23 protein-coding genes are annotated in these 26,729 nt (G+C 67.8%); 15 read left to right on the forward strand and 8 right to left on the reverse strand.

Translation table 11 applies throughout. The annotated features are described in order from the left end of the window. Positions 1–103: 103 nt before the first annotated feature. Both D7316_RS15535 and D7316_RS15540 read left to right on the forward strand, forming a co-directional pair. Positions 104–1,006: an SDR family oxidoreductase gene (locus tag D7316_RS15535; RefSeq protein ID WP_408610072.1), complete on the forward strand. Its 903-nt coding sequence runs from the start codon at positions 104–106 to the stop codon at positions 1,004–1,006. 3 nt (positions 1,007–1,009) lie between these two features. Continuing rightward, entirely contained in the window at positions 1,010–1,513 is a 504-nt protein-coding gene (locus D7316_RS15540) for a methylated-DNA--[protein]-cysteine S-methyltransferase (RefSeq protein ID WP_124709047.1), read from the forward strand. A 16-nt stretch (positions 1,514–1,529) separates the two neighbouring features. Here the strand turns inward: D7316_RS15540 and D7316_RS15545 are convergent, their stop codons facing one another. Further along, entirely contained in the window at positions 1,530–2,756 is a 1,227-nt protein-coding gene (locus tag D7316_RS15545; protein WP_124709048.1) for an oxygenase MpaB family protein, read from the reverse strand. A gap of 67 nt (positions 2,757–2,823) precedes the next feature. Here D7316_RS15545 and D7316_RS15550 point away from each other — a divergent pair, with 67 nt between their 5' ends. After that, positions 2,824–3,696 carry an SDR family NAD(P)-dependent oxidoreductase gene (locus D7316_RS15550; RefSeq protein WP_124709049.1) on the forward strand — a complete coding sequence of 291 codons (873 nt, stop codon included), beginning with the start codon at positions 2,824–2,826 and terminating at the stop codon, positions 3,694–3,696. Between the two features lie 3 nt (positions 3,697–3,699). On the opposite strand, the gene D7316_RS15555 is transcribed toward D7316_RS15550, so the two are convergent. The 3 genes from D7316_RS15555 to D7316_RS15565 form a co-directional block, all read right to left on the reverse strand. Further along, positions 3,700–4,926, reverse strand: coding sequence for a sulfotransferase family protein (locus D7316_RS15555; protein WP_124709050.1), 1,227 nt, complete (start codon positions 4,924–4,926; stop codon positions 3,700–3,702). A gap of 2 nt (positions 4,927–4,928) precedes the next feature. Next, positions 4,929–6,116 (reverse strand): hypothetical protein, encoded by a 1,188-nt coding sequence (locus D7316_RS15560; RefSeq protein WP_124709051.1) that lies wholly within the window; start codon positions 6,114–6,116, stop codon positions 4,929–4,931. A gap of 141 nt (positions 6,117–6,257) precedes the next feature. Beyond that, positions 6,258–7,433, reverse strand: coding sequence for an MFS transporter (locus tag D7316_RS15565; RefSeq protein WP_124711374.1), 1,176 nt, complete (start codon positions 7,431–7,433; stop codon positions 6,258–6,260). A gap of 60 nt (positions 7,434–7,493) precedes the next feature. Between D7316_RS15565 and D7316_RS15570 the strand changes: the two genes are divergently transcribed. Next, positions 7,494–8,690 (forward strand): ROK family protein, encoded by a 1,197-nt coding sequence (locus tag D7316_RS15570; protein WP_232016930.1) that lies wholly within the window; start codon positions 7,494–7,496, stop codon positions 8,688–8,690. Positions 8,691–8,715: 25 nt separating this feature from the next. Further along, on the forward strand, positions 8,716–9,942 hold the full coding sequence (locus D7316_RS15575; RefSeq protein ID WP_124709052.1) for an NAD(P)/FAD-dependent oxidoreductase: 1,227 nt from the start codon (positions 8,716–8,718) through the stop codon (positions 9,940–9,942). Positions 9,943–9,945: 3 nt separating this feature from the next. Here D7316_RS15575 and D7316_RS15580 read toward each other — a convergent pair whose 3' ends face one another. The 4 genes from D7316_RS15580 to D7316_RS15595 all read right to left on the reverse strand — a co-directional run bounded on the left by D7316_RS15580 (position 9,946) and on the right by D7316_RS15595 (position 13,191). Then, on the reverse strand, positions 9,946–11,208 hold the full coding sequence (locus D7316_RS15580; protein ID WP_124709053.1) for an MFS transporter: 1,263 nt from the start codon (positions 11,206–11,208) through the stop codon (positions 9,946–9,948). Beyond that, positions 11,205–11,846, reverse strand: a complete 642-nt coding sequence (locus D7316_RS15585; protein WP_124709054.1) for a GntR family transcriptional regulator — start codon at positions 11,844–11,846, stop codon at positions 11,205–11,207. Before D7316_RS15585 ends, D7316_RS15580 begins: the two co-directional genes overlap by 4 nt. A gap of 62 nt (positions 11,847–11,908) precedes the next feature. Continuing rightward, positions 11,909–12,385 (reverse strand): glutathione peroxidase, encoded by a 477-nt coding sequence (locus D7316_RS15590; RefSeq protein WP_124709055.1) that lies wholly within the window; start codon positions 12,383–12,385, stop codon positions 11,909–11,911. Positions 12,386–12,480: 95 nt separating this feature from the next. After that, positions 12,481–13,191: a hypothetical protein gene (locus tag D7316_RS15595; RefSeq protein WP_124709056.1), complete on the reverse strand. Its 711-nt coding sequence runs from the start codon at positions 13,189–13,191 to the stop codon at positions 12,481–12,483. A 115-nt stretch (positions 13,192–13,306) separates the two neighbouring features. Here D7316_RS15595 and D7316_RS15600 point away from each other — a divergent pair, with 115 nt between their 5' ends. The 10 genes from D7316_RS15600 to helR all read left to right on the forward strand — a co-directional run bounded on the left by D7316_RS15600 (position 13,307) and on the right by helR (position 26,681). Beyond that, the gene (locus D7316_RS15600; protein ID WP_124709057.1) at positions 13,307–14,164 is read left to right on the forward strand and encodes an LLM class flavin-dependent oxidoreductase; all 858 of its coding nucleotides are present in this window, start codon (positions 13,307–13,309) and stop codon (positions 14,162–14,164) included. Positions 14,165–14,252: 88 nt separating this feature from the next. Continuing rightward, a complete protein-coding gene (locus D7316_RS15605; protein ID WP_124709058.1) occupies positions 14,253–14,510 on the forward strand; it encodes an acyl carrier protein in 258 nt (85 codons plus the stop codon). A gap of 90 nt (positions 14,511–14,600) precedes the next feature. Next, positions 14,601–17,039 (forward strand): GcvT family protein, encoded by a 2,439-nt coding sequence (locus tag D7316_RS15610; RefSeq protein ID WP_124709059.1) that lies wholly within the window; start codon positions 14,601–14,603, stop codon positions 17,037–17,039. After that, positions 17,036–18,184, forward strand: coding sequence for an N-methyl-L-tryptophan oxidase (gene solA / locus D7316_RS15615; RefSeq protein WP_124709060.1), 1,149 nt, complete (start codon positions 17,036–17,038; stop codon positions 18,182–18,184). Before D7316_RS15610 ends, solA begins: the two co-directional genes overlap by 4 nt. Next, positions 18,181–19,362: an aromatic ring-hydroxylating oxygenase subunit alpha gene (locus tag D7316_RS15620; protein ID WP_124709061.1), complete on the forward strand. Its 1,182-nt coding sequence runs from the start codon at positions 18,181–18,183 to the stop codon at positions 19,360–19,362. Before solA ends, D7316_RS15620 begins: the two co-directional genes overlap by 4 nt. Before the next feature lie 68 nt (positions 19,363–19,430). Further along, positions 19,431–20,255 carry an IclR family transcriptional regulator gene (locus tag D7316_RS15625; protein WP_124709062.1) on the forward strand — a complete coding sequence of 275 codons (825 nt, stop codon included), beginning with the start codon at positions 19,431–19,433 and terminating at the stop codon, positions 20,253–20,255. A 65-nt stretch (positions 20,256–20,320) separates the two neighbouring features. After that, positions 20,321–21,634 (forward strand): competence/damage-inducible protein A, encoded by a 1,314-nt coding sequence (locus D7316_RS15630; protein ID WP_124709063.1) that lies wholly within the window; start codon positions 20,321–20,323, stop codon positions 21,632–21,634. A 15-nt stretch (positions 21,635–21,649) separates the two neighbouring features. Continuing rightward, positions 21,650–22,309: a TetR/AcrR family transcriptional regulator gene (locus D7316_RS15635; RefSeq protein ID WP_124709064.1), complete on the forward strand. Its 660-nt coding sequence runs from the start codon at positions 21,650–21,652 to the stop codon at positions 22,307–22,309. A 340-nt stretch (positions 22,310–22,649) separates the two neighbouring features. Continuing rightward, entirely contained in the window at positions 22,650–24,251 is a 1,602-nt protein-coding gene (locus tag D7316_RS15640) for a GMC oxidoreductase (RefSeq protein WP_124709065.1), read from the forward strand. Between the two features lie 216 nt (positions 24,252–24,467). Beyond that, positions 24,468–26,681, forward strand: coding sequence for an RNA polymerase recycling motor ATPase HelR (gene helR / locus D7316_RS15645; RefSeq protein WP_124709066.1), 2,214 nt, complete (start codon positions 24,468–24,470; stop codon positions 26,679–26,681). Positions 26,682–26,729: the final 48 nt, after the last annotated feature.

Below are 26,729 nucleotides of genomic sequence, written 5' to 3' on the forward strand. Positions count from 1 at the left end.
TGTACAGCAAGCGTGTGGGAGGGCATACTGACACCGCCCGATGAACCTCCGCGAGGAGCCGACCATGCCCGCACTGCGCATGCCCCGATCATCGTCGAACGACCTGGCGGCGCTGTCCGGAAAGGTCGCCGTCGTCACCGGTGCGGCGCGCGGTATCGGCAGGGCCACAGCGCTTTCGCTGGCACGGCACGGCACCGACCTCATCCTCCTGGACATCGACGAGCCACCCCTGCGCGACCTCGCTGACGAGATCGGGGCGGATCATGCGATCGCGCGTCGTGTCGACGTCTCCGACTTCGCTCAGGTCCAGGCGGCAGTCGACGAGGGTGTTGCGCGTTTCGGTGGGATCGACCTCGTGCTCGCCAACGCCGGCATGGCGTCGTATGGCTCATTGGGCGTCGTCGACCCGGCGGCGTTCGCCCGCGTCGTCGACGTCAATCTGACGGGGATCTTCCACACGTTTCGGGCCGCCCTGCCCTCCGTCATCGAGCGCAAGGGTTACATCCTCGTCGTGTCGTCGGCGGCAGCGTTCGTCCCGCTACTGGGCCACTCCCCGTACAACGCGAGCAAGGCCGCAGTCGATCACCTCGCGTCGTCGCTACGCGCGGAGATCGGATACCGCGGGGTGGCGGTGGGTTCGGCCCACATGTTGTTCATCGACACACCGTTGGTCCAGGACGCGTCGGCCGATCTGCCGTCGTTCTTCGACGCACTCGACGAACTCCCCGCCCCGATGCGGGCGATCATCTCGGTCGACGACTGCGCGGCGGCAATGACGCGTGGTCTGGCCCGGCGTAGTCGTCGGGTGTACGTCCCGTCGTGGGTCGCGCTCGCCGCCTGGCTCAAACCCGTTCTGGCATCACGCATCATGGACAAGGTGTATGCCGGGATCGCGGAGCGCCACCTCGATCGGGTCGACGCCGAGGTCGCCGCACTGCATCGGTTCACGAGTGCGCGCAATGTCGCAAGCGGCAACCTGCCGGCCGGACCGATCTCCGAGCAATGAGCAATGAGCACCGTACGTCACACGACGATCTCCACGTCACTCGGCGACACGACGCTGGTCGCCGACGGCGACGTCCTCATCGGCTGCTGGTTCGACGCCGACGACACGCCCGCATTCGGCGAGCGCACGGCCCCCGAAGGTGATCCGGTGCTGGACCGCGCGGCCGCGCAGCTCACCGAGTATCTCGCCGGGAACCGCACGGACTTCGACATCCCGTTGCGCGCCGACGGCGACGAGTTCGCCGGCGAGGTCTGGGCAGCGTTGCGCGACGTGCCATACGGGGAGACGACCACTTACGGCGAGTTGGCCACCCGACTCGGCGACCGATTCCTCGCGCAGCGCGTCGGTCGAGCACTCGGACAGAATCCGATCGGAGTGTTCATCCCGTGCCATCGGGTCATCGGTGCTGATGGATCGCTGACCGGCTACGCCGGTGGCCTGGACCGCAAGCGCCGACTGCTCGAACTCGAAGAACCCGAACACATCCGGGGGTCGCGGCTGTTCTGAGCGCAGTTGACGCGACCTATTCCGTGGGCAGGGAACCGATCTCGGCTCCGGAGTCCCCGAAGTGCCGGTACAGGGCGCGGTCACGTGCCCGCCGTCCGCGCCACTCCAGGTATCGGTCACCGACCGGCGTCCGCCCGATGAGTCGATAACTGACCGTATTGCGCACCCAGGCGGTCCCGAACGCCCACGGAAGGCGATGCGGCAGTTCGAGATCACGCATGCCGCGGGCACCCAGGAATCCCTCCAGCATGCTGAGGAGACGTTCGCGGGTGTAGCGGGCCGACAGTGCGGGCAGGTGTCGGTAGTTCAGGTCGCGCTGGACGTCCACGAGTGCGTTGGCGAGTTGGGGTCCGGCGGCCGAGACGTCGGCCTGCGACAGCAGGATCGCATAGCTCAGTTGGTGTTGGTCGCGCTCGTCGTCGAACAGCCAGTCGTCGTCGACCCCGATCAGCCATCCGACGTACTTCCACAGGTGCATCATCGCCCGGGAGTCGTCGCGACCGATCGGCACACCGAGCGCCCGCACTCCCATCATCAGGGCACCGCTGAAGAGGTTCAGCGTCGACGCGAGGTCGCTCTGGTTGATCGGCAGCCCCCACTCCGTGCTGTCCCATCGGCCGTTGCGCTCGAACGACGCATTGACCAGTGCGTGCATCAGCCGGACGTGCACGGTGAGCTTCCAGCCCTCGCCGTGCCGGTCCATCCCACCCTCGCGACCGACGGCGATGGCCCACGTCTGTGTCTCACCGAGACGCCGTTTGGTGGTGGCGCCCGACAGCCCGCCCGTCTCCGCGAGGAGGTCGACCGGTCCACCGAACCGATAGCCGCCGATCAGGGAGAGTTGGAGCAGCACGTCGTCGGCGTTCTGCCCGAACCGACGGAAGACCGTGGCGCCGCGCTCGCAGAGGTCCCGGTCGACCCACGACGGGGTGGCCTCCACCTGGGCGAAGAAGTCGCGCAGCGCGCGGGGATCGTCCTCGGACACGCCCACGTCCAGCGCGTGGTGGAAGCCGCCCATGCTGACGCGTTCGGGATCGTCCTTGGGCAGGCGCATCGCACGTACCAGTGCCGCCGCGGGCTCGTCTCGCTTCATCAACCGCTCGCCCAGTGCGGCGAGTTCGGCGTCCGACGGCTCGCGCAGATTCCAGTAGAGACGCAGCAGGCGACCCATCTGACGGCCGCGGGCGTCGGCGGACCGGTGCCGTCGGGGCAGGACGGTGGAGGTATCCGTCGTCGCAGTCATGAGACCAAATTAGCAATTCGTCTCACTCGGGACAATCTTCGTTCGCTGCTGCCTACCCTCGGAGGTCATGGACGAGAACGAGAAACTGACTGCCCTCGCCGGCCGTCGCGCCGTGGTGACCGGTGCGACCAACGGGCTGGGCATGGCGACCGCGCGTGCGCTCGCCGTCGCCGGACTCCGCGTCGTGCTCGCGGTCCGCGACGTCGAGCTGGGCATGCGGAGGGCACACGAGTTCGGCGGCGACTGCGAGGTCATCCATCTCGATCTCGCCGACCTGGCGTCGGTACGGCAGTTCACCGAACAACTCGACGGTCCGATCGACTACCTCATCAACAATGCCGGCGTGTTCCCGCATCAGCACCGGACCACGACGGACGGGTTCGAACTGGGTATCGGCACCAACTTCTTCGGCCCGTTCGCACTCACGAATCTGCTGCTGCCGCGGATCACCCGGCAGATAGTCTCGGTCGCCTCCGACGCCCACCGCGGCGCCCGGATCGATCCCGACGATCTCGACCTGGTGCGCGCATCGTGGAGTCCGCCGCGGGCGTATGCACGGTCGAAATTGGCGGTGATGGTGTGGGGCCTCGAACTCGACCGCCGCCTCCGCGCCGCGAGCTCACCGGTCAGCGCGATGCTCACGACGCCGGGCTGGGTCGCGTCGAACATCTCCAACAAACCGCATCTCGGCGTCGCGCACCGGGCGGTGCAGGGTGCCGCGTCCAGGTTCGCCAACGATGTCGATGCCGGCGCGGAGACCACGTTGTACTGCTTGACCGAACCGATCGCGCCGGGCAGCTACGTCGGCGTCGACGGCCTCTGGGCGCTGCGGGGGAAGCCGGTGCTGTTCGGACGATCCTCGGTCGCTTGCGATTTCGACCTGGCAGCGCGGCTGTGGGCCAAGGGGGAAGAACTGACCGGGACGTCCTGGCCGCTCTGACGTTCAGAGGCCGAATGCGGCCCGATAGCGCGCATAGACTTCGGCGACCTCGTCCGGAGTCAGGCCGAACTCCTCGAGGGTGTAGGTGTGCACGCCGTGCGAGTGTTGGCCATGTCCCTCGCGATGCCGCTCCATCTCGACGCGGATTCCATCGGTCAGTGCGAAACCCGCTGCCGTATAGATTCGTTCGACCTGGGCGATCGGATCGTCCATCAGGTCGTCGTACCGGACGTCGACGAACACGTCGGGATGCCGGCCCCGGACGTCGAGAGCCCGGTCGACCATGTCGCGGTTGAGTTCGAGCCAGTGCCGGGCAACGGATTCTGCGTCGACATGGTCGCTGAACATCGAATGCCCGTGCGCGAGCATGCTGGAGAACGACGCGGTCGTGCGGACAGGGTCACGATGCGTCTGCACGATGACCGCGTCGGGGAAGACATCGAGCAATGCGTCGAGATTCTCCAAGTGCGCGGGCGTCTTCAGCACCCAGCGCGGGCGAGGGTTCTGGGTGTGCAGGATCTGCAGCAACGTCTTGAGATACGCATACGATCCGCGCATGTCCTGACGTCGCAGCCACGCCGAGTAGGACGGCACGTCGAGCATCGCCTCGGGAACCTGCGAGAGCAATGAATATTCTTGCAGCAGAACGTCTTCCTCGGGTCCGTCCGCCTCCACCGCATGGATCGCGAAGAACTGCGGGCTGAGGTAGCGCAACGCCAGTTCCGCGAGCTTCGTCTCCGCGAGTCGCAGGGTCGGCTTGCCCGGCTTCTCCCTCGAGCCCGGCAGCAGATGGATGACCTCCCACGAGCCGACCGCGCGCATGTCCGGGTCGGCCGCGATGAGCCGGTGCAGCATCGTGGTTCCGCTGCGCTGCAGACCGGCGATCACGATCGGCGGTTCGATGGGCGTCGCGAGGATCTCCGGACGGGCTCGGATCAACTCGGCCACCCGGAGTCGGGTGCAGAGTATGCCGTGCATCCGGGCACGGATGACGAGTGAGCCGAACAGGCTGAGCTTCGCCTCGTCGACGATCGCCGCGCACAAGACGTCGAGCGCCTCGTCGGCCTGCGGGTCTGCCGACCAGGGCAGTCCGGTCGTCTTCTCCGCACGGCGGCGGAGAGCGTCCGCGGTGAGGTCGACCGGCGAGACACCACGCGCACCCATGACTTCCCCGATCCGATTGATCAGCCGGATCGGGCGGCGCCGGAACGGCACGAACGTGACCGTCATCGTCAATCCAGCTGTGCGAGTTCAGAGATCGGGACCACCCGGGTGCGCGGTTGCGGATGGGTCGTCGCCCGAATCCAGCGGAAGGACATCGCGCCACAGTCATGTCCGGTCGTGTCGATCCAGTTGGGCAGACCAGGATCCCGGTGGGTGACGATGATCCGGACGCTTCCGTCGGGCCGGTACGTCGCGGTGTGCTTGTTGACGTGGATGGTGTGGTACCGGTAGTCGAGGGACTCGAGCCAATGATTGTCCAACTGGAAGTTCCAGCCGTCGCAGTCCGGGATCTCACTGTCGATCACCAACGCCTCTTTGAGGCCCAGACGCCAATAGCTGTGGTAGTAGATGATGTTCGGGTCCCCGCCGGCCTTGGTGGACCGCTCCGGATCGAACATCGGCAGTTCGTTGGTGTGTTTCTGAAAGTCCCTCGCCCATTTCGCGAACAGCATCGACGCGCCGGCGACGAGCAGACTCGCCTTGCCCAGACCCGCATCCAGTTGCGCGGGTGTCAACGGTTCCGGGGCCGCCGACCCGGCGAGCAGCTCGATGTGCAGGTCGGCGGGGACCTCCGTGGACCGATCCGCGAAGGTCTGCCGGACGATCAGCAGCCCGGTCGCCGCCGTCATCGACAGCCAGTTGCCCTCGTGCTCGGTGGCGCTGAGGATGAGCTCGAATCTGCCGTCGGGCCCGATCTCCAGGTCGGCGGCCTCCACGTAACCGGTGGTCGGCATCTGGCCGCCCTCACCGTAGTTTCCTTCCTGGGTGCCGAAGCCGAGGTAGTCGACCGTGCCACGGGTACCGGTGATGCGGTAGTCGAGTGTGCCGTCGATGGTGGCGTTCATGTAGTGGTTGTCCGGGTTGTCCGAACCCATCTTGGCGGTCTCGTGGATCATGCGCCGCAGCACCGGCGCCCGGGGATCCGCGTACTCGACGAACGCCTCGAGGCCTGCGCGGGTGAGTCGGCTGAGGTAGCGGTAGCCCTCCGCCTGGGTCAGCGGATCGGTCGGCGTGCCCGGGAAGACGATCGCAGCACCGGCCGACTTGAGGGTGTCGCAGAACTCGTCCCACGATGTCCCGCTGACGACCCGTTGCTCGGCGACGGTGTCGGGGGTCTGCCCCCGCAATTTCAGATACGCCACCCGGGCCTTCTTGAACTGACCCAGCGCGGCCGTCGCAATCGTCCTGCCGTTCATCGCCCACCTTTCGTGATCGGTGGTTCCATGATCAGGTAACCACCGCCGAGATGTCGGCGAATGACCCGTCATGGCCGCGGCCCTCGACGCGGGACGCGACGGACTGTGGACGCTCGTCACCGCGTGACCGGCGTCTCGGCACTAGCCGCCGAAGGCGCGCCGCCCGATGAGCGCGACCGCCAGGCCCAGCACGACGAAACCCGCGCCGATACATGCCAGATACGAGGTCGCGGACGACGATGAGATGACCGCACCACCCAAGACCGCGCCCACCGCGATGCCGACGTTGGACGTCGCGTTGATCCAGGCGCCGGCGATCTCCGGGGCATCGGGGAACGCGCGCACCGCGACGGACTGGAAGATCGACGGGACGCCGCCGAAAACGCCGTTCCACAGTGCCACCACGATCACCAGGACGACGAGCCACTGGTGTGACAACCCGACACCGACGATCGCGGCGGCGAGCAGGCCGAGGACGGTGAGGACCGTGGCGGCCGGCCGCGGGTCGATGGTCCGGCCGGCACATGCGAGTCCGAGCAGGCCACACAGACCGCACAGCAGGAGCAGAGGTCCGATCCACGATTCGTCGGCACCCGCGGTCAGCAGCACCACGCTGATGTACGTGTAGACCGTGTACTGGCCGATGAAGGTCAGCATGTTGGAGGTCACCACGATGCTGAGACCTCTGCGTGCGCCGGGCGTCTCGATCCGCCGGCCCGCGGGCGCGCCCCCGACGGCGGGCAGGAAACGTACGATCAGCACCCCCGTGACGACGGCCAGCACGGCCAACAGACCGAAGGCATTGCGCCAGCCCACCGCCGCCCCGAGTGTGGTCGACAGCGGGACACCGAGCACGAAGCCCGCAGTCGAGCCGCCGGCCACGACTGCCAACCCCCGGCCGACCTGGCCCCGCTCCACCAGACGCGGGACGTACCCGATACACACGGAGAAGAAGAGGGCGTGCGCGATGCCGCCGAGCACGCGGCCACCCGCGACGAACGCGAAGGTGGGCGCGGTGGCGATCAGCAGGTTGCTGACCAGATACGCCCCCACCGTCGCCAGGATCAAGGGCTTGCGACGCAACCGCGTGGTCGCGATCGTCAGCGGAACGGCGAAGACCGCCACCATCGTGGCGAACACCGTGACGAGCAGCCCCATCGTCGAATCCGCGACGCCGAACGCGTCACCGATCGCGGGCAGCAGCCCGACGGGCAACATCTCGGTCGTGACGGCCAGACATGCGGCGATGCCCAGCGACAACAGCGCAGGCAGGTTCTCGCGGACGCCCCGCTCGGGGGCCGTCACGTCGGTGGTCATCGTGGGCACCCGCACGAATATACTCTGTTTCAGAGTTTAATAGAAAGCGATAATGACCCGGTGACCTCCCAGCCGACCGGCGCGACACCGTCGCGCTGGTTCACCACCGCGCGACTGATCGATCTGGTGCGGACGAAACCCGACATCACACGTGCCGCGGCCGCCCACGAACTGGGTATCGGCAGCGGTGCCGCCACCGAGTTGTCGGCTCGACTCCGTCGCATCGACCTCCTCGACGAGGCGCCGGCCCCCGTCCACGGCCGCGGACGTCCGACCACCATTCTCCGACCCCACCCGCGCGGGCCGATCGTGATCGCCGCCGAGCTGTCCACCAACGGCTGGCGGGTCGCGACCGCCGACATCGACGGCAGGCCCACCGTGGAGGCGTCGGCCCGGCGCCTGGCCCGCAACCCGCAGCGCGTGCTGACCGACATGGCCGACGCGATCCGGACCATCCACGCACGCGAGACCCGCCGCGTACGCGCGGTGTCCGTGTCGGTTGCGGGCACGGTGATGGACGACCGCCTGGTCCAGTTCACTCCGCGTGGATGGATGGACATCGATCTCTCGCGGGTGACGTCGGAACTGCCGGCCGACGTCGACCTACCGGTGCTCGTCGGCAACGACGCCACGCTCGCCGGTCTCGCCGAGGCGCGGACCGGTTCGGCGAGCGGCGTCGGCACCACCCTGCATCTCATCATCGCGGTGGGTCTCGGCGGTGCCCTGATCGTCGACGGTGTGCCGGCGGTCGGCGCCCACGGAGGCGCGGGCGAGTACGGCCACATCCCGTTCGGGGATCCCGCCCGCCGCTGCCCGTGTGGCGCGTACGGATGCTGGGACCTCACGGTCGACGGGCGCGCGCTGGCCGCTCTGCGCGGTGACCCGGAACCGAAGAACGCGCTCGCCTACGGCTACGACCTGCTGGACCGCCATCGGACCGCCCCGGACGTCGACGAGACGACCGGTCCCGCGATCCGCACGGTGGCCGGCTCCCTGGGCCGCGGCATCGCCGGTCTGGTCAACCTCCACGACCCCGACGTGGTCACCCTGGGCGGACTCGCGCCACCACTACGCGCGGCGGCGACCGCCGAGTTCGACGCCGCATACCGGGCGGGGTTGATGTCCTTCCGGAAAGAGGCTCCCCCACCCGTCATCGACGGCATCCACGGCGACGACGGTCCGCTGCACGGCGCCGCGCTGCGCGGCATCGACCACATCACCACTCCCGAGGCGCTCGCCGAATGGGGAGATCGGTAGTGCACCCGGGCGTACAGTGAAGTGCATGCCAACCATCGTGATCATCGGCGGCGGTTTGGCCGGCGCCAAGGCGGCCGAAGCGTTACGGGCAAAGGACTTTGACGGACGTGTGGTGCTCTTCGGCGGCGAAGAACACCTCCCCTACGAGCGGCCGCCCCTGTCCAAGGAGTTCCTCGCCGGCAAGAAATCCCTGGACGACTTCACCGTGCACGACGGAGAGTGGCATCGGGACAACAGGATTGACTTCCGCCCGGGTACGACCATCGAGAAGGTCGATGCCGCAGCGAAAACCGTGCACCTGCCGGACGGCTCCACCGTCGACTACGACAAACTCCTGCTCGCCACCGGCTCCCGATCCCGTCACCTCGATCTCCCGGGTGCCGATGCCGACGGCGTTCATCACCTGCGGACCATCGACGACGCCGAGCGCCTGCGCGACGCGATCACCGAGGGCTCGCGCGTCGCCATTCTCGGTGGCGGATGGATCGGACTCGAGATCGCCGCCGGGGCCCGCGAACGCGGCGCCGACGTCACCGTCGCCGAGGCGGCCGCCGCACCGCTGCTCGGCGCGCTGGGCGCGGAGGTCGCCGAGGTGTTCGCCGACCTCCACCGCGCGCACGGCGTGGACCTGCGCACCGGCGTCGAGGTGGCCGAGATCGTCACCGGTGACGACGGCCGCGCTCGCGGCCTGCGCCTGAAGGGCGGCGACACGATCGACGCCGACGTCGTGCTCATCGCGGCCGGCGCGGTGCCGAACATCGAACTCGCCGAGGCGGCGGGGCTCGACACCGGTGGTGGCGGAGTGCTGGTCACCGCAGGTCTGCGGAGCAGCGATCCCGACATCTATGCGGTCGGCGACATCGCCAACGCCGAGCACCCCACACTGGGGAGGCGCGTCCGCACCGAACACTGGGCCAACGCCTTGAACCAGCCGGCGATCGCTGTCGCCAACATGTTGGGCGGCGACGCGGAGTACTCGAATCTGCCGTATTTCTTCACCGACCAATACGACCTCGGCATGGAGTATGCCGGGCTGGCCACCGACTACCACCAGGTGGTGTTCCGCGGCGACGTCGAGGGCCGCGAGTTCGTCGTCTTCTGGCTCGACGACGCCGCCCGCGTGCTGGCCGGGATGCAGGTCAACATCTGGGATCAGCTCGAGGACATCAAGGCGCTCATCGCCTCCGGGGCCGCCGTCGACACCGCGGAGCTCGCGAATCCTGATGTGCCGCTGTCTGATCTCGCCCGCTGACGGTCAGCCGTCCGGCAGGTGCTTCCGATAGCTCGCGAGCACGGCGAGCGTGGAGAAGATCAGCAGGACCATCAACACCAGCAGCAGACCGATGGTCGTGAACGGCGGAGTCAGTGCGGCCAGGATGGTGGGCACGGCGAACCCGAGGTAGGCGATCGCATAGAACACACCGGTGAGCTTGGCCAGGTCTGCCGGCGGTGCGATCCGCTGGACCTCGAGAAGCCCTGAGACCAGGCCGATTCCGAATCCGGCACCGAATACGACGCCCGCCACCGCACCCACGACGAGCCGGCCGGTGGCGACCGCGGCGATCATCACCGACAGTCCGACGGCCAGGGTGGCGAGTGAGACGACGATGCCGCGCGCACTCGAGGTCGAGTCGATGCGTTTCGCGACGGGTTGGATCAGCGCACCGGACACGAGGGCGATGACGCTCAGCGCGGTTGCATAGGCCAGGCCGAGTCCGCCGGCCTCGTCGCCGAGCAGCACCGGGAGGTACCCGTAGGATAGCCCGCAGGCGGCGAAAAGCCATGGGCCGCACACCAGCACGACCCGTACGAATCGGCGGTGACGAGCCGATGGCACCGCGAGCCGGGCGCGCAGACCCGCGCTCGCCGCCTGCCGGGTCACCGTCTCGGGTGGCCGACGGACCAGCCACAGGAACGGAAGGGTCGCTGCGGCATGGAGAGCGTAGGGCAGCACCTCGGGCCATGGCCCCCATTGCGCGATACTCCCCGCGACCAGTGCGCCCAGCGCGGAGCCGAGGGTGAAGGCGAGCGATGCCCGGCGGGCGCCCGCGCCGGCGTCGCGCACCCGGCCGCCCTTGCCGGCGCGCAGGTCGTACGGCGCGCTCGACACCTCTTTGAGCCAACTCGACCCGACGGCCATCGCCGTACCGACCGACATACCGGCCACGAGCCGACCGAGATAAATGGGCACCGAACCGAATTCACCGAGCGCCAGCAACAGGCTTCCCATCAGCCCGAAGCACACGGCGTAGAACATCGGCGTGCGCCTGCCGATGTGGTCGGAGACCGCACCCGCGATGACCAGGGCAGGTGCGAGGCCCAGGACGTAGATGCCGAGGAAGCTCGTCACCACGCCGGCCGAATAGTGCTCGACGTCCCTGTACAACAACAGCATCGGACTGAACTGGTTACCCGACCACGAACACACGAACACCGCGCCGAACACCAGCAGCCACGGGCGCCGCACCGCCGGGGACGGTGCCCGGGGCGGCGCGGATTCCGCGGTGGAGAGGCTCATATCGCCCCCTGATAGCGCCGGAGATGCGCGGCGAGGGCATCGGTGAATCGCGTGGCTTCGCCGCAGACGAAGTAGTCGGCGAGTTCGCGGTGATCGTCGTACGACGATTCGAGCGTCGCGGGATCGACACGCAACAGGAGGTTGCGCAGTCGCTGTTGCCTGCTGCGTAGTTCGTCGTAGAAGTGCATGGCCACCGGATTCCCGGACGCCTCCACCATCAGCGCATGGAAGTCGTCGTCGGCGGCAACGAAGCCGGGGACGTCGCGGGCGGCGACATGGCCGCGCTGGAGTCGGAGATTCGCGGTCAGCAGCTCGGCGAACCGCTCACCCGGACCGCCCGCGGCGAACACCTGCGCGGCCGAGGCCGATTCGATGCCCTGACGCATGGCGAGCACGTCGGCGGCCTCGGTCGGGGTCATCGGTCGCACGATCGCACCCTTGCGGGAGACCAGTTCCAGCAGCTGTTCGGCGCTGAGCAGGAGAAACGCCTCATGAACCGGGGTGCGGCTGATCCCGAGCTCGGCGCCGATCGCCCCTTCGCTCACCAGCGTGCCGCCCGGTAGCTCGCCGCTGATGATCCGCGCCTTGGTGTGGGTATAGGCCCGCTCGGCGGCGACCGGCCCCGTCGTCGTGGTCATCACGGGCACGCTACACCCCTTGCATGTAACCTTGCATGCAAGGGGTGATCACCCCCGTGGGGTCAGAGGAGTTCGGTGATGGCGCCCGTCAGCTTCTCGGGCTTGGTGGCCGGTGCGAACCGGTCGACGACCTCACCGTTACGGCCGATGAGGAACTTGGTGAAGTTCCATTTGATCCGGCCACCGAGCAGACCCGACTTCTCCGCCCGCAGCCAGGCGAACAGCGGGTGCGCGTCCGGCCCGTTGACGTCGACCTTCTCGAACATCGGAAACGTGACGTCGTAGGTCAGCGAGCAGAAGTTCTTGATCTCCTCGGCGTCACCGGGCTCCTGATGGGCGAACTGATCGCACGGGAAGCCGAGTACCTGCAGACCCTGGTCGCCGAAGTCCCGGTACAACGTTTCGAGGCCCTGGTACTGCGGCGTGAAGCCGCACTTCGACGCGGTGTTGACGATCAGCAGCGGCAGGCCGGTGTAGGTGGCCAACGGGACGGCGGTCCCGTCGATGTCGGTGGCCGTGAAGTCGTACGCGGTGGTCATTGGTCTCCTCGAGAGCGAAACAGCGGAACGGTGCGATCCCGTCCATTCTGCATCGCCTCGTCACCCGCAGACGAGCACCCGGTTCGGTCCGGCCGCTATGTGTATGCGCGCTGTCCGAGGATCTGATCGCACGCCGCGCCGCCCTCGACGACACCGCGTTCGAACGCCCGCCCCCGCTCGGGTCCGGCGCCGTGGTTCGCCCGGTCGGGAAGGGAGTACATGAAGGTCGTCGCCTCGGCGAGGTCGCGGGCCGACAGTTGGCCGTCGGCGACCAGCCACGCCCAGCCGGCGCCGGACCAGCAGTCACTCGCGTTCTCCAATCGCCGCATCTCCTCGGCGGGCCCGAAGAGCGTGGCGGACACCGGTTTGCGGCCGACGGCCTCCTGCACCCCGTGACTCGATTCGTGCAGGAGCACGGTGACCGCCCGAGCACGCGTCGTGATGAGGGGGGCATCGGCTGCGGGATTGACGAACGTGGTCGAGTTGCAGTGGTGCAGACCCAGGCTGATCACGGTGCCGATCTGTGCATACCCGCAGACATCCCGGTTCACGCTGTTCCACGACACCCCGGCCGACGGATCGAGGACGCGCACCGTCTGCCGCACTGCCGACGACCTGCCGCGATGAGCCAGCCATATGTCCGTCAGCGCAACGGCACACGCCATGTTCTTCTCCGCGGTCTGCTCTGCTGCGCACGCTCCCCTGTCCGCCGCCACGAGAACGGTTCGGAAGGGTGCCGCGTGCACGTGCGCCCGGTCGCCGACGAGCATCGCGGCGACCAGTGTCGGTACCGCGATCACGATCATCAGGCCGCGTCTCAGGATCTCCCGACCTCCACTCGGCTCGCCGTCTCGGTCGGCACCGAAAACGTGGGATGGCTCAACGGTATTGGTTCACCCGCCGCGGTACTAGTGTCGGATCATGCGATACGGCATCTGCATCCTGCCAGAAAGGCCCTGGCGAGAATCCCGTCCGTTGTGGGAGCGAGTGGAATCCATGGGATTCGACCACGCCTGGACCTACGACCACCTCGTCTGGGGCGGGCTCCCCGATTCGCAGTGGTTCTCCTGCATCCCCACCCTGACCGCCGCGGCCGCGGTGACATCGCGGATTGCGCTCGGCGCCTTCGTGATCTCCCCCAACTTCCGTCACCCCGCGGCGCTGGCGCGCGAGGTGCAGACCGTGAGCGACATCGCCGACGGACGGCTCCTCGTGGGCCTCGGCGCCGGCGGCAGCCCAGACGACACACTCCTCGGCCAGACCGGTCTCTCGGCCCGCGAACGGGTCGACCGCCTGCAGGAGTTCACCACGCTCCTCGACCGCACGCTGCGCGAGGATCACGTCTCCGCCGACGGCGACTTCTTCACGATCCGCGACATGCGTCTCGTGGGCGGGTCTGTTCGTGATCGGATTCCGTTGCTGCTCGCCGGCAACGGACCCCGATCCGTCCGGTTCGCCGCGCGTCACGGCGACGGCTGGGTGACCACCGGCGGGAGCGCCGAGACCGTGGACGACTGGTTCGCGGGCGTCGCCCGCAACTGCGAGATCCTCGAGCAGGCCCTCCTCGATCGCCCGGGCGGCGGCGACATCGCTCGCTATCTGAGCCTCGACTCCGGTCCGCGCAACGCACTCGAGAGCGTCCATCACTTCGACGACCTGGTCGGGCGAGCTCAGGACCTCGGATTCACCGATGTGATCGTGCACTGGCCGCGGAGCAGCGAACCGTATCGCGCCCCGGGCAACGTGCTCGACGCGATCGCCGAGCGCGGCCTCCACTGATACAACGCCCGTTGTAAGGCGTTGTCGGCGTCGAGTAGTGTCAGCCTGAGTCAGGTGACTCAAGCAGACATGCGCAGGGGGAGGCGGCATGACAGCGGAACTCACAGTGGTGGTCGATCTCGTTCCGACACTGGTCAGGCGGGCGCTCTCCGACGTCCTGGTCCTGCCACCGACGGTGTTCGACGACGCCACGCCACTCGCCGATTACGGCCTCGATTCGATCTCGGCGATCGACCTCACGGTCCGCCTGGAAGAAGTCTTCGACCTGCGGATTCCGCACCGGGACATCGGTCGGCTCGTGACCGTCGATCGAATAGTGGCCTACATCCACAAACTCGACGACTGAACTCACACCCCACCTGTTGACAGGGCATTCCATACCCTTCATTCTGTTGCGTAATGAGCATTGGTTGCTCATAGCGCAACAGGAGAACCTATGGTTCAGCCCACCATCGTCATCATCGGCGCCGGTATCGTCGGCACCTCGCTCGCCGACGAGTTGACCGCCCGCGGTTGCCGGCGCGTCACCGTGCTCGACCGCGGACCGCTGTTCTCCACCGGCGGCTCGACATCTCACGCGCCCGGTCTTGTCTTCCAGACGAATCCGTCGAAGACCATGACGGAATTCGCGCAGTACACCGTCGAGAAGTTCCGGGGACTCGGCGCGTTCGACCAGGTCGGCGGGCTGGAGGTGGCGGCGACCCCGGAGCGGTGGACCGATCTGCATCGCAAGCAGGGGTGGGCCCGTTCGTGGGGTGTCCCCGGCCGGCTGTTGACTCCCGACGAATGCGCCGAACTGAACCCGTTGATCGATGTCGGCCGGATCCATGGCGGCTTCCACACCCCGACCGATGGTCTCGCGAAGGCCTTGCGTGCCGCGACCCTGCAGGGCGAGCGGGCGATGAGCCGTGGCGCCCATTTCATCGGCGAGCAGGAGGTCACCGAGGTGATCGAGCGCGGTGGGCGGGTCGTCGGCGTCCGGACGGCGGCCGGTGACGTCCACGATGCCGACGTCGTCGTGTCGGCCGCCGGGTTCTGGGGCGCACATCTGGGCAAGCAGGTCGGCCTGACGGTCCCGCTCGTACCGATGGCCCATCAGTACGCGAAGACCGGTCAGGTCGCCGAGTTGCGGCTCGATGGTCGACCGGACCCCGACGATGGCGCGCGGATGCCCATTCTCCGCCACCAGGATCACGACCTCTACTACCGCGAGCACGGCGACCGGCTCGGCATCGGCTATTACGGTCATCGCCCGATGCCCGTCGACATGGACACGTTGCTCACCGATACCGCGGGCGAGGCGATGCCGTCGATGCTGCCCTTTACCGACGCCGATTTCGACGAGGCGTGGTCGCAGAGCACGACGCTGCTTCCCACCCTCGCCGAGACGAAGGTGGAAGAGGGGTTCAACGGCATCTTCTCGTTCACCCCCGACGGCTTCTCGATCATGGGCGAGCACCGCGAACTGGCCGGATTCTGGGTTGCCGAGGCCGTCTGGGTGACCCACTCCGCGGGCGTGGCACGTGCGATGGCCGAGTGGATCCTCGACGGCACGCCGAAAACCGATGTGCACGAATGTGATCTGTATCGGTTCGAGGAGGCGGCGAAGAGCCCGGACTTCATCCTGGCAACGAGTTCGCAGGCGTTCGTCGAGGTCTACGACATCGTTCATCCCCATCAGTACCGCAGCGAACCACGTGAACTCCGGGTGAGCCCGTTCTTCGCTCGGCAACAGGCGCTCGGTGCGTATTTCTACGAGGGAGCGTGCTGGGAACGACCCGCGTGGTACGAGAGCAATGCGGAACTCGTTGCCGAGCTCGCCGCCGGGGGTGTCGCGTTCCCGGAACGCGACGACTGGGCCGGACGGTACTGGTCACCCATCTCCATCGCCGAAGCACGTTGGACCCGTGAGCATGTGGCGCTCTACGACATGACGCCGCTCACCCGCTACGAGGTCACCGGACCGGGCGCGTGCACATTCCTGCAGCGTATGACGACCAACAACGTCGACAAGCGCGTCGGGTCGGTCACCTACACCCTGATGCTCGACGAGAACGGCGGGATACGAAGCGATCTCACCGTCGCACGGATGTCCGACGATTCGGTCCAGGTCGGTGCAAACGGACCGCTGGACCTCGATTGGTTGGTCCGGCATGCCGGCCCCGACGTCACCATCCGCGACATCACCGGCGGCACCTGCTGCATCGGGCTGTGGGGCCCACGGGCACGCGATGTGGTCGCGCCACTGTGTTCCGCGGATATCTCGCACACGGCCTTCGGATACTTCCGGTCGTTGCAGACCTTCATCGGCTCCGTCCCGGTCACCATGATGCGGGTGTCCTACGTCGGCGAGTTGGGTTGGGAGATCTACACGACCGCGGAATACGGCCCCCGACTGTGGGATCTGCTCGTCGAGGCCGGCGCCCCCCATCGCGCCATCGCCGCGGGCCGGATCGCGTTCAACAGTCTCCGAATGGAGAAGGGCTACCGCGCCTGGGGCACCGACATGACCACCGAACACACCCCGGCAGCGGCCGGGTTGGGATTCGCCGTCAGCTCCACGAAGGGTGACTTCCTCGGCAGGTCGGCGCTCGCCGATCGCGCAGCGCCGACGACATTGTGCAGCATCGTGTTCGACGACCAGAACGCCGTGGTACTGGGCAGAGAACCCGTCAGCATCGACGGCGCCCCGGTCGGCTATGTGACCAGCGCCGGATACTCCGCCACGATCGGCCGCAGCATCGCCTACGCGTGGCTGCCGGCCGGCACATCCGTGGGGACGCGCGTCCAGGTCGACTATCTCACCGGAACCCACACGGCCACCGTGCATGCCGAGCCGGTGGTCGATCCCGCCATGACATTGATCCGGAGATGACGTTGAGCGACAAAACCTATGACGTGATCGTCATCGGCCTGGGCGGGATGGGCAGCGCCGCGGCCTATCACCTCGCCCGCCGGGGTCAGCGCGTGCTCGGTCTGGAGAAGTTCACCCCGGCACACGACCGCGGCTCGAGTCACGGTGGCTCACGCATCATCCGGCAGTCCTACTTCGAGGACCCGGCCTATGTGCCGCTGCTGCTGCGCTCGTACGAACTCTGGCAGGAGCTGGCGGAATCGACCGGCCTGGAGGTCTACCGCACAACCGGTGGATTGTTCGTGGGGCCACCCGACAGCCTGACGGTGGCGGGCAGTCAACGCGCGGCGCTCGAATGGGATCTGCCGCACGAGATCCTCGAGGCCGCCGACATCCGGCGCCGCTTCCCGAGCTTCGATCCGGCCGATGGCGAGATCGCGCTGTACGAGGCGAACGCCGGGTTCGCACGGCCCGAGATGACCGTGCAGGCCCACCTCGATCTGGCCGCCCGCGAGGGCGCCGACCTCCACTTCGGCGAGGCCGTAACCGACTGGCACGACAGCCCTTCCGGTGTCCGCGTGACGAGCGGCAACGCCGTCTACCACGCCGATCAGCTGGTCATCTGCCCCGGGGCCTGGGCACCGGAGGTACTGAGCGATCTCGGCATCCCCATCACCATCGAGCGCCAGGTCCTGTATTGGCTCGAACCGGCAGGCGGCACCGCCGCATTCGACGACCAGCCGATCTTCATCAGCGAGAACACGGAAGGCCAACAGATCTACGGCTTTCCCGCGATCGACGGGCCCGATGGCGGGGTGAAGGTCGCGTTCTTCCGCAAGGGCCAGGAGTGCACACCGGACACCATCGACCGGACGGTGCATCCCGACGAGATCGATGCGATGCGGGACCGCGTGACAGAGCTCCTCCCCGACCTCTCCGGACCCGCCGTGCACACGGCCACCTGCATGTACTCGAACACCCCCGATGAGCACTTCGTGATCAGCCGACCCGCCCACCTCACCAATGTGACTGTCGCCTGCGGATTCTCGGGGCACGGTTTCAAGTTCGTCCCGGTGGTCGGCGAGGTCCTCGCCGACCTCGCCACCTCCGGGACCACCACCCATCCCATCGCCCTCTTCGACCCCGCACGGCTGGTGACCACATGACAACGTTCGACGACTCGTCACCCCTCGACGTCTCGCCACCGGCCCCCGAGGGCTCCCTGGTGCCGACCCTCGGCGGCCACTACTATTGCGCCCCGGATGTTTTCGTCGGCGAGCAGCAGACCATCTTCGAGACGATGTGGATGTGTGCGGCACGCACCGCCGAGCTCGCCAGACCAGGCGCGTTCCGCAAGGTCCAGGTGGGCCGGGAGAGCGTTCTGGTGGTCCGCGGCCGCGACGGCGAACTCCGCGCCTTCCTCAACATCTGTCGCCACCGCGGCGCCATGCTGTGCACGGAGGATTCCGGCGAGGAGCCGCGCGGTCTGCGCTGCCCCTATCACGCGTGGACGTACCGACTGGACGGAAAGCTCTTCGCCGCACCGAATCTCGGCGCACTCACCGACGAGACCGGCGGTGGGATCGACCGACGCCGATACGGTCTCATCGAGGTCGCCCTGCGTGAATGGCTCGGCTACGCCTGGGTGTGCCTCGCCGATGAACCGCCGTCGTTCGAGGTCGACGTCATCGGCTCGGTGACCGCTCGACTCGGCGACACCGAAGCCATCGACCGCTACCGGATCGACGAACTCGCCCTCGGTAAGCGTGTCACCTACGACGTCGCCGCCAACTGGAAGCTCATCGTCGAGAACTTCATGGAGTGCTATCACTGCGCGACCATCCATCCCGAGCTCACCGAGGTCCTCCCCGAGTTCGCCGGCGGCTTCGCCGCCCAGTACTACGTCGGGCACGGCGCCGAGTTCGCCGAAGGTGCGCAGGGTTTCACCGTCGACGGCAGCCCCGGACTCACCCCGATCCCCGGGATCACGCCCGAGCAGGATCGTCGCTATTACGCCATCACGGTCCGGCCCACGGTGTTCATCAATCTCGTCCCCGATCACGTGATCATCCACCGCATGTATCCGATGGCCGCCGACCGCACCGTCGTCGAGTGCGATTGGCTCTACATGCCGGATGTGGTCGAACACAAACGCGACGTGGCGCGGTCGGTCGAGTTGTTCCACCGGGTCAATCAGCAGGACTTCGAGGCCTGCGAGCGGACCCAGCCCGCGATGGCCTCACGCGCCTACCGGCGTGGTGGGGTCCTCGTGCCGTCGGAGCACCACATCGCCGAGTTCCATCGATGGACGCTGGACAGACTCGCCGGCACGGACCGGGCATGACTGGTCAGCGTGTCGCAGACGGCGGCCATCCGAGATCGATCGGGGCGCCGACTATGCTGGGGCACGCCATGCCCGAACGCGCACACCCGTCCCAGTCCGGGGACAAGTCTGCCGCCGACAAGTCTGCCGCCGACAAGTCCGTGGCGGCAGTGCAGTCGGTGGACCGGGCGCTCACCGTGCTGGAGATCATCGGCAGATCCGGCACCGCCGGCGTCACCGAGATAGCCGCCGAACTCGGCGTGCACAAGTCGACGGTGTCCCGGTTGATCGCCGTCCTCGAGTCACGGGGGTTCGTCGAACAGCTCTCCGACCGAGGTAAATACCAGCTGGGGTTCTCCATCGTCCGGCTGGCCGGCTCCACCAGCGCCCGCCTCGATCTCGCCAAGGTGAGCCAGGATGTCTGCGACGACCTCGCCCTGCGCACCGGCGAGACCACCAACCTGGCGATCCTGGACGGTGTGCGCATCATCAACATCGTCGAGGCCATCGGCCCCGGCGAGATCGCCCTGCGCACCTGGGTGGGCCAGAGTTGTCCGGCACACGCCACCTCGAGCGGCAAGGCCCTGCTCTCCGGACTGACCACCACCGCCGTCCACGACCTGCTCGGTCGGCGGCTGGAGGTGTTCACTCCGAACACCGTCACCGATGTCGGAACTCTCGACGCTGAGCTCGACCGGACACGACTCAGCGGATGGGCCAGTGTCCGTGAGGAACTCGAGATCGGGTTGAACGCCGTGGCGTCACCCGTCCGGGACGGCGACGGCCAGGTGGTGGCGGCCCTGAGCGTCTCCGGGCCGGCCTACCGGCTCGACCCCGACACCTTCGACGACGTCGCCAAGCAGACGACGGCAGCGGCCGCGGAGATCAGTGGACGACTCGGCCACATCGGCTGACGCCGGCCGCAGCACACCCCACGACGTCCACGTCTGGTTGGACCGGTCCGGTTAGGCTCGGTCAGGTGAGTGTGCGCGCAGGCATCGTGGTCACGGGTACCGAGGTCCTGACCGGTCGGGTCACCGACCGCAACGGCCCGTGGGTGTCCGAACAGCTCCTCGACCTGGGGGTCGACGTCGCGCACATCACCATCTGTGGCGATCGTCCCGACGACCTGAGTGCGCAGCTCCGATTCCTGGCGGAGCAGCGGGTCGACCTGATCGTCACCACCGGCGGCCTCGGGCCCACCGCCGACGACCTCACCGTGGCGACGGTCGCCGCGTTCACCGGGCGTGATCTGCATCTGGACGTCGGACTCGAGGCCCGCATCGCCGACATCATCCGGCGTTGGCAGCAACGCTCACAGGTGACGTCCGACCCCGAGTCCACCCGCGCCGGCGTTCGCAAGCAGTCGATGGTTCCGGCAGGGGCGCAACCGATTCCACCTACCGGAACCGCTCCGGGTATCGCCATTCCCGCCGGGTTCGGCGCGGCCGGCGTTGCGGATGGCGTGGCACCACCGGCGATTCTGGTGTTGCCCGGTCCGCCCCGGGAACTGCAACTGATGTGGCCCGCCGCGCTGGACACGGATGCGGTGGTCGAGGCGCTGGCCGGCCGCTCGGAGTTCCGGCAGGAGACGATCCGCGCCTACGGACTGTCCGAGGCCGAGCTCGCGGCCTCGCTCCGCGCCGCAGAACTGTCCGTCGACGGCTTCGCCGACCTCGAGATCACCACCTGCCTACGTGGCGGTGAGGTCGAGATGGTCACGAGGTTCCCGCTCGGCGCCACACACGCCTACGACGCGCTCGCGGCGGTGATCGCCGACAATCATGGCCGGCAGGTCTTCTCGACCGACGGCTCGACCATCGACGACCTGCTCGCGGCAGCACTCACGGATCGGCGCATCGCAACCGCGGAGTCGTGCACCGGCGGGATGATCGCGGCACGCCTCACCGACCGGCCCGGCTCGTCGGCTTATGTGATGGGCGGCGTGGTGTCCTACTCGAACGCGGCGAAGTCGGCGGTCCTCGACGTACCGGACACACTCATCGCGACTCACGGCGCGGTGAGTGAGCAGGTCGCCGCGGCAATGGCCGAGGGCGCCGCACGACATCTGGCAGCCGACGTCGCGGTGTCGACCACCGGTGTCGCCGGGCCCGGCGGCGGCACGGAACTCAAACCGGTCGGCATGGTGTGCTTCGGCGTCGCGGTCGCGGGACGCCCCACGGTGACCCGCACCCGTCGATTCCCGGGTGACCGGGCGACGGTGCGTGCGCTGGCCACCACCGCCGCCCTGCACCTCATCGCCGACGTGCTGGGCGACGACACCAGAACATGAGGCATCATCATCTTCGTGGTGGTGAGCAAGGGCAATCAGTCGGCGACGACCAGACAGCTGCTGCTCGAGACCGCCGAGCGCCTCTTTGCCCTGCACGGGATCGCCGCGGTCTCCAACCGTCAGATCAGCAGGGCCGCCGGGCAGGGCAACAACTACGCGGTCGGGCATCACTTCGGTGACAAGGTCGGCCTCATCCGGGCGATCCTCGAATCGCACAACTCGCGCATCGACGAGATCCGTGCCCGCGTGCTCGCCGAGATCGGATACATCGCGGGCGTGCGGGAATGGATCGACTGCCTGATCCGCCCCGAGATCGAGCATCTGGCCGCACTGGACGGTCCGTCGTACTACGCGCGGTTCTGCGCCCATCTCGCCGCCGACCCCGAGATCGGCTATCTGTTGTATGACTCGGTGGCCGTGTCGCAATCGCTCACCGAAGTCCTCACCGGGTTCTATCGGGTGCTTCCGGCGATGCCGAAGCCCGTCATGGACACCCGGCTGACCATGAGCCAGCACATGGTCATCCACGCCATGGCCGACGTCGAGCGCACGATGGACGGTCCCGGTGCCGCACAATCCGTGGCCGCGCATTCCTGGTCACAACACTGCGACATGATCGTCGACGCGACGGTAGGGCTCTGGCTCGCGCCGAACACCAGTCGGGATGTCCGTTAAGTCAGCTGCAAGGCCTTTGGCCGACTTTTTCGTGAGCTGCCTCACATAACCTCGAAGAGTCCTTCCATCTCTCAGTCATATGACTGATGATGTCTGGGTTACTGCTGCCTGTCGGTCACGAAGGGGAGGATGGCTCGACAGAGCGGGGACTGTGACCGGCCGTCGGGGTGATCGCTCCGACCGGTCGGGCGCGCCCTCATGTCGGGGCGTGCGACCCGTCCCTCGCCCGGTCACCGTCGCCATCGCCCGTTCATCACCTGTCGGTGACGCAGTCGCACAACCTCATCCGTGCCCGGACAGCCCGTTCTCGGTCCGACGGAGATCCGCAAGCACTGACGCCATGCGACAAGGAGATTCGACCGTGCCCTTGACCCGACGTTCATTCCTCACCGGCGCCGCCGTGACCGGGGCCCTCGCCCTGACCCCGGCGACCGCGGGGGCCGCACCCGCGGGACGGCGCGTACGGACCACCCGGGAAGAGCACCGCGTGATCGTCGTCGGTTCCGGTTTCGGCGGCGGGGTCACCGCGTTACGGCTGACCCGGGCCGGTGTTCCGGTCCTGCTTCTCGAGCGTGGAAAGCGTTGGCGCACCGGCCCAAACGCCGAGACGTTCCCGCGCGCCAGCTCCCCGGACAAGCGGATCGTGTGGCACAAGTCCGTCGGCCAGATCATCGGGCGCCCGCTGGAGGTCGAACCCTACGTCGGCCTGGTCGATGCGGTCGTGGGTGACAACATCACGGCGCTCGCACCTGCCGGCCTGGGTGGCGGATCCCTGGTCTACCAGGGGATGACGCTGCAGCCCGCCGAGGCCGTGTTCAACGAGTTCCTGCCCGAACAGCTGGACTGGCAGACCATGAACCGGGTTCACTACCCCCGGGTCGCACGCATGCTGCAGATCCGGACCGCACCCGACGCGCTCATCGCCAGTAAGAACTATCTGGCGGCCCGGGTCTTCGCCGCCAACGCCCGACGCGCCGGTCTCCCCGTCTCCAAGATCCCGATGCCCATCGACTGGAACTACGCACTCGCCGAACTCCAGGGCCGGATGAAGCCGTCCTACACCAATGGGGACGGCGCAATGGGCGTGAACAACGGCGGCAAACACAGCGTCGACGTCACCTACATCAAGGCGGCGGAGGCCACCGGACGGTTGACCGTGGAGACGATGCACGAGGTCATCGACGTCGCACGAACCGCGGACGGCAAGTGGCGCCTGCACGTCGACCGAACCGACCTGACCGGCAAGGTCCTCGAGCGCAAGATCCTGACCACACCGACGTTGGTCATGTCCGCCGGCAGTGTGCACACCACCCGACTCCTGGTCCGCGCCGCCGCGACCGGTGCCATCCCCGACCTGCCGGACGCGATCGGACACGGGTGGGGAACCAACGCCGACCGGATCTACGTGTGGAACAGCCCCGACGACGACTTCGGCTCCCCACAGGGCGGACCGGTCATCTACGGCAGCCTCAACTGGAAGAATCCGGCAACGGCCCACACCGTCATCCAGGCATCGATCCCCCCGTTGTCCGTCGACCCGAACAGCACGATGATGGTCGGCTACGGCGTCAGCAAGGACCGCGGACGATTCAGTTACGACTCGGGCCGCGGTGACGCGGTGCTGCACTGGCCGAAGAACGGCGACGCCGCCATCCAGTGGAAGCACATCCACCGCACCGCATCTCGTATCGCCGGACCGTCCGGACGGCTCATCGACACCAACGCCGCGCTCAACACCACATGGCACAGCCTCGGTGGCGCCTGCATGGGCACGGTGTGCGACCTCGACGGGCGAGTCCACGGCCAGCGCGGCCTCTACGTCATCGACGGCGCATTGCTCCCCGGCAACACCGCCGCCTGCAATCCGTCGATGACCATCGCCGCCGTCGCCGAACGCGCGCTCGACAACATCGTCGCCTCCGACGTCGGACGGATCATCTGATCGCGAAGACCTGTGTACGGTCGGCAGTTCGGGAGGGGGAACGGCGGGGCGGTGAGAACGGCGGGGCGGTGAGAACGGCGGGGCGGTGAGAAATCACGGGGGAAGCGGACAGTCCCCTCGCTCTTCTAACGTATAGCGCAGAGGGGGCCTTGCGGCAAGGCCCCCGGTGGGGTGCAGGATTGGGTCCTCGTCCGCGACAGATCGGAGTCCCCATACATGCGCAGCTCGACGACCAGCGCGTTCAATCTCCCCGAGAGTCGTGCGTTCAAAGACGCTCTTGCGCTGATCGATGCCGACGAGGACCACTTCGCGTTGATCGCGGAGAGCCTCGAACTGTCTGTCGACGGGTTGACCCGACGGTTGGAGTCACTCCGCAAGTCGCCCGGCGGCAAGGGACGTCAGGCCGCGGACCGCGATCTCGAGATCCATCAGGTCACCGCCCGCCTGCGCACCCTGCGACGATTCAGTCTGGACCTGTGCCTCGGCCGGGTCGTGTTCGACGACGGCCAGGAGACCCTGTACATCGGCCGGATCGGTCTGACCGATGCCGCCGGCCGGACTCTGCTGGTGGACTGGCGTACGCCCGCCGCGGAGCCGTTCTTCGCGGCCACGCCGGCCAATCCACTGGGGGTGGCGAGCCGACGCCGGTATCGCTGGACCCACGGCCGGATCACCGACTACTGGGACGAGGTGTTCACCGCCGATGCCGTGGACGGTCACGTCTCGCTCGACGACGAATCCGCGTTCATCGCGAGTCTCGGCGCCAGCCGTTCACCCAGGATGCGCGACGTCCTGGGCACCATCGCGTCCGATCAGGACGCGATCATCCGCGCGGGCTCGCGGGGTGCGCTGGTCGTCGACGGCGGCCCGGGCACCGGCAAGACGGTCGTCGCCCTGCACCGGGCCGCGTACCTCATCTACGCCGATCCGCGGCTGAGTGGCAACCGGGGCGGTGTCCTGGTGGTCGGGCCCCACGAGCCGTACCTCGCCTATGTCGCCGACGTGCTCCCCAGTCTCGGCGAGGAGAGTGTGCAGACCTGCACCCTGCGCGACCTGGTGGCCGAAGGCCGTGCGGCCGGGGTCGAGGCCGACCCGCGGGTCGCCGATCTGAAGTCGACGACCCAACTCGTGTCGGCGATCGAGACCGCGGTGAAGTGGTACGAGGAACCGCCACGCACGGATCTGACGGTCGAGACCCATTGGGACGAGGTACGGCTCACGGTCGCGGATTGGGCGCGCGCCTTCGATGTGCCCGAGCCGGGTACGCCGCACAACGAGGGACGTGACCAGATCTGGGCGGAACTGGTGCGGATCATCCGCGACAAGCACCACGACGACGTGCCGGTCGACCTGCTGCGGAAATCGTTGGCGCGCAACGAACAGCTGACCAAGGCCGTCAACCGGGCGTGGCCTGTCCTCGAACCAACCGACGTGATCGCCGACCTCTGGTCGGTGCCCGCGTTCCTGAGGATGTGCGCGCCCTGGCTCAGCGCCGACGAGATCGCGCTCATGCAGCGCGAGGACCCGTACGGATGGACCGTGTCCGACCTGCCGCTGCTGGATGCGGCGCGGCAGCGTATCGGCGACCCCGCGGCGTCGCGGCACCGCCGTCAGCGGGAGGAGGTTCTCCGCTCCGAGCGGGCGCGCATGGATCAGGTGGTCGACGATCTCCTCGACGCGCACACCTACGACGACGGTGAAGGGTTGACGACGATGTTGCGCGGTCAGGACCTGCGCGACTCGTTGGTCGACCAGTCGGCGGCACCGGCACTCGACGCCGACGCCCTCGCCGGGCCGTTCGCCCACATCATCGTCGACGAGGCCCAGGAGCTGACCGATGCCGAATGGCAGATGCTGTTGAGCCGCTGCCCGTCCCGCAGTTTCACCGTCGTCGGAGATCGGGCCCAGGCCCGGAACGGGTTCACCGAGTCCTGGACGGAGCGCCTGGAACGCACCGGATTCCGCAGCGTGACGATGGCGTCACTGAGCATCAACTACCGGACCCCCGAAGAGATCATGACCGAGGCGGAGCCGGTCATCCGGGCGGCGCTGCCGGACGCCAACGTCCCGACATCCATCCGCAGCAGCGGTCTCCCGGTGATCCACGGCCCGGTATCGGACCGGGACACGATCCTCGCGGACTGGGCCGCCACCCATGCCGAGGGAACCGCCTGCGTGATCGGCGACCCCACCTTCGACGCGACGTCGGGTACCGGCAACATCGCGACCGGCCCGCAACGATTCGACGTCCGATCGCTGAGCCCGGAGCATGCGAAGGGGCTGGAGTTCGACCTCGTCATCCTGGTCGATCCCGCGGAGTTCGGCACCGGCGTCCGCGGTGCCGTCGACCGATATGTGGCGATGACCCGGGCGACCCTGCAATTGGTGGTCCTGACCACACCCGATCAGGCTCCCGAGCTTTCTCGCTGATCCACTCATCCGCCCGTCCGACGTCTCCGAATACCTGCCGACGCGCCC

Source organism: Gordonia insulae (genome assembly GCF_003855095.1).
Lineage (GTDB): Bacteria > Actinomycetota > Actinomycetes > Mycobacteriales > Mycobacteriaceae > Gordonia > Gordonia insulae.

What these genes read in the sequence shown, in the direction of transcription:
- D7316_RS15540 (WP_124709047.1), top strand. Translation starts at nt 1,010, where the DNA reads ATGAGCACCGTACGTCACACGACGATCTCCACGTCACTCGGCGACACG.
- D7316_RS15545 (WP_124709048.1), bottom strand. Translation starts at nt 2,756, where the DNA reads ATGACTGCGACGACGGATACCTCCACCGTCCTGCCCCGACGGCACCGG.
- D7316_RS15550 (WP_124709049.1), top strand. Translation starts at nt 2,824, where the DNA reads ATGGACGAGAACGAGAAACTGACTGCCCTCGCCGGCCGTCGCGCCGTG.
- D7316_RS15555 (WP_124709050.1), bottom strand. Translation starts at nt 4,926, where the DNA reads ATGACGGTCACGTTCGTGCCGTTCCGGCGCCGCCCGATCCGGCTGATC.
- D7316_RS15560 (WP_124709051.1), bottom strand. Translation starts at nt 6,116, where the DNA reads ATGAACGGCAGGACGATTGCGACGGCCGCGCTGGGTCAGTTCAAGAAG.
- D7316_RS15565 (WP_124711374.1), bottom strand. Translation starts at nt 7,433, where the DNA reads ATGACCACCGACGTGACGGCCCCCGAGCGGGGCGTCCGCGAGAACCTG.
- D7316_RS15575 (WP_124709052.1), top strand. Translation starts at nt 8,716, where the DNA reads ATGCCAACCATCGTGATCATCGGCGGCGGTTTGGCCGGCGCCAAGGCG.
- D7316_RS15580 (WP_124709053.1), bottom strand. Translation starts at nt 11,208, where the DNA reads ATGAGCCTCTCCACCGCGGAATCCGCGCCGCCCCGGGCACCGTCCCCG.
- D7316_RS15585 (WP_124709054.1), bottom strand. Translation starts at nt 11,846, where the DNA reads ATGACCACGACGACGGGGCCGGTCGCCGCCGAGCGGGCCTATACCCAC.
- D7316_RS15590 (WP_124709055.1), bottom strand. Translation starts at nt 12,385, where the DNA reads ATGACCACCGCGTACGACTTCACGGCCACCGACATCGACGGGACCGCC.
- D7316_RS15595 (WP_124709056.1), bottom strand. Translation starts at nt 13,191, where the DNA reads ATGATCGTGATCGCGGTACCGACACTGGTCGCCGCGATGCTCGTCGGC.
- D7316_RS15600 (WP_124709057.1), top strand. Translation starts at nt 13,307, where the DNA reads ATGCGATACGGCATCTGCATCCTGCCAGAAAGGCCCTGGCGAGAATCC.
- D7316_RS15605 (WP_124709058.1), top strand. Translation starts at nt 14,253, where the DNA reads ATGACAGCGGAACTCACAGTGGTGGTCGATCTCGTTCCGACACTGGTC.
- D7316_RS15610 (WP_124709059.1), top strand. Translation starts at nt 14,601, where the DNA reads ATGGTTCAGCCCACCATCGTCATCATCGGCGCCGGTATCGTCGGCACC.
- solA (WP_124709060.1), top strand. Translation starts at nt 17,036, where the DNA reads ATGACGTTGAGCGACAAAACCTATGACGTGATCGTCATCGGCCTGGGC.
- D7316_RS15620 (WP_124709061.1), top strand. Translation starts at nt 18,181, where the DNA reads ATGACAACGTTCGACGACTCGTCACCCCTCGACGTCTCGCCACCGGCC.
- D7316_RS15625 (WP_124709062.1), top strand. Translation starts at nt 19,431, where the DNA reads ATGCCCGAACGCGCACACCCGTCCCAGTCCGGGGACAAGTCTGCCGCC.
- D7316_RS15640 (WP_124709065.1), top strand. Translation starts at nt 22,650, where the DNA reads ATGCGACAAGGAGATTCGACCGTGCCCTTGACCCGACGTTCATTCCTC.
- helR (WP_124709066.1), top strand. Translation starts at nt 24,468, where the DNA reads ATGCGCAGCTCGACGACCAGCGCGTTCAATCTCCCCGAGAGTCGTGCG.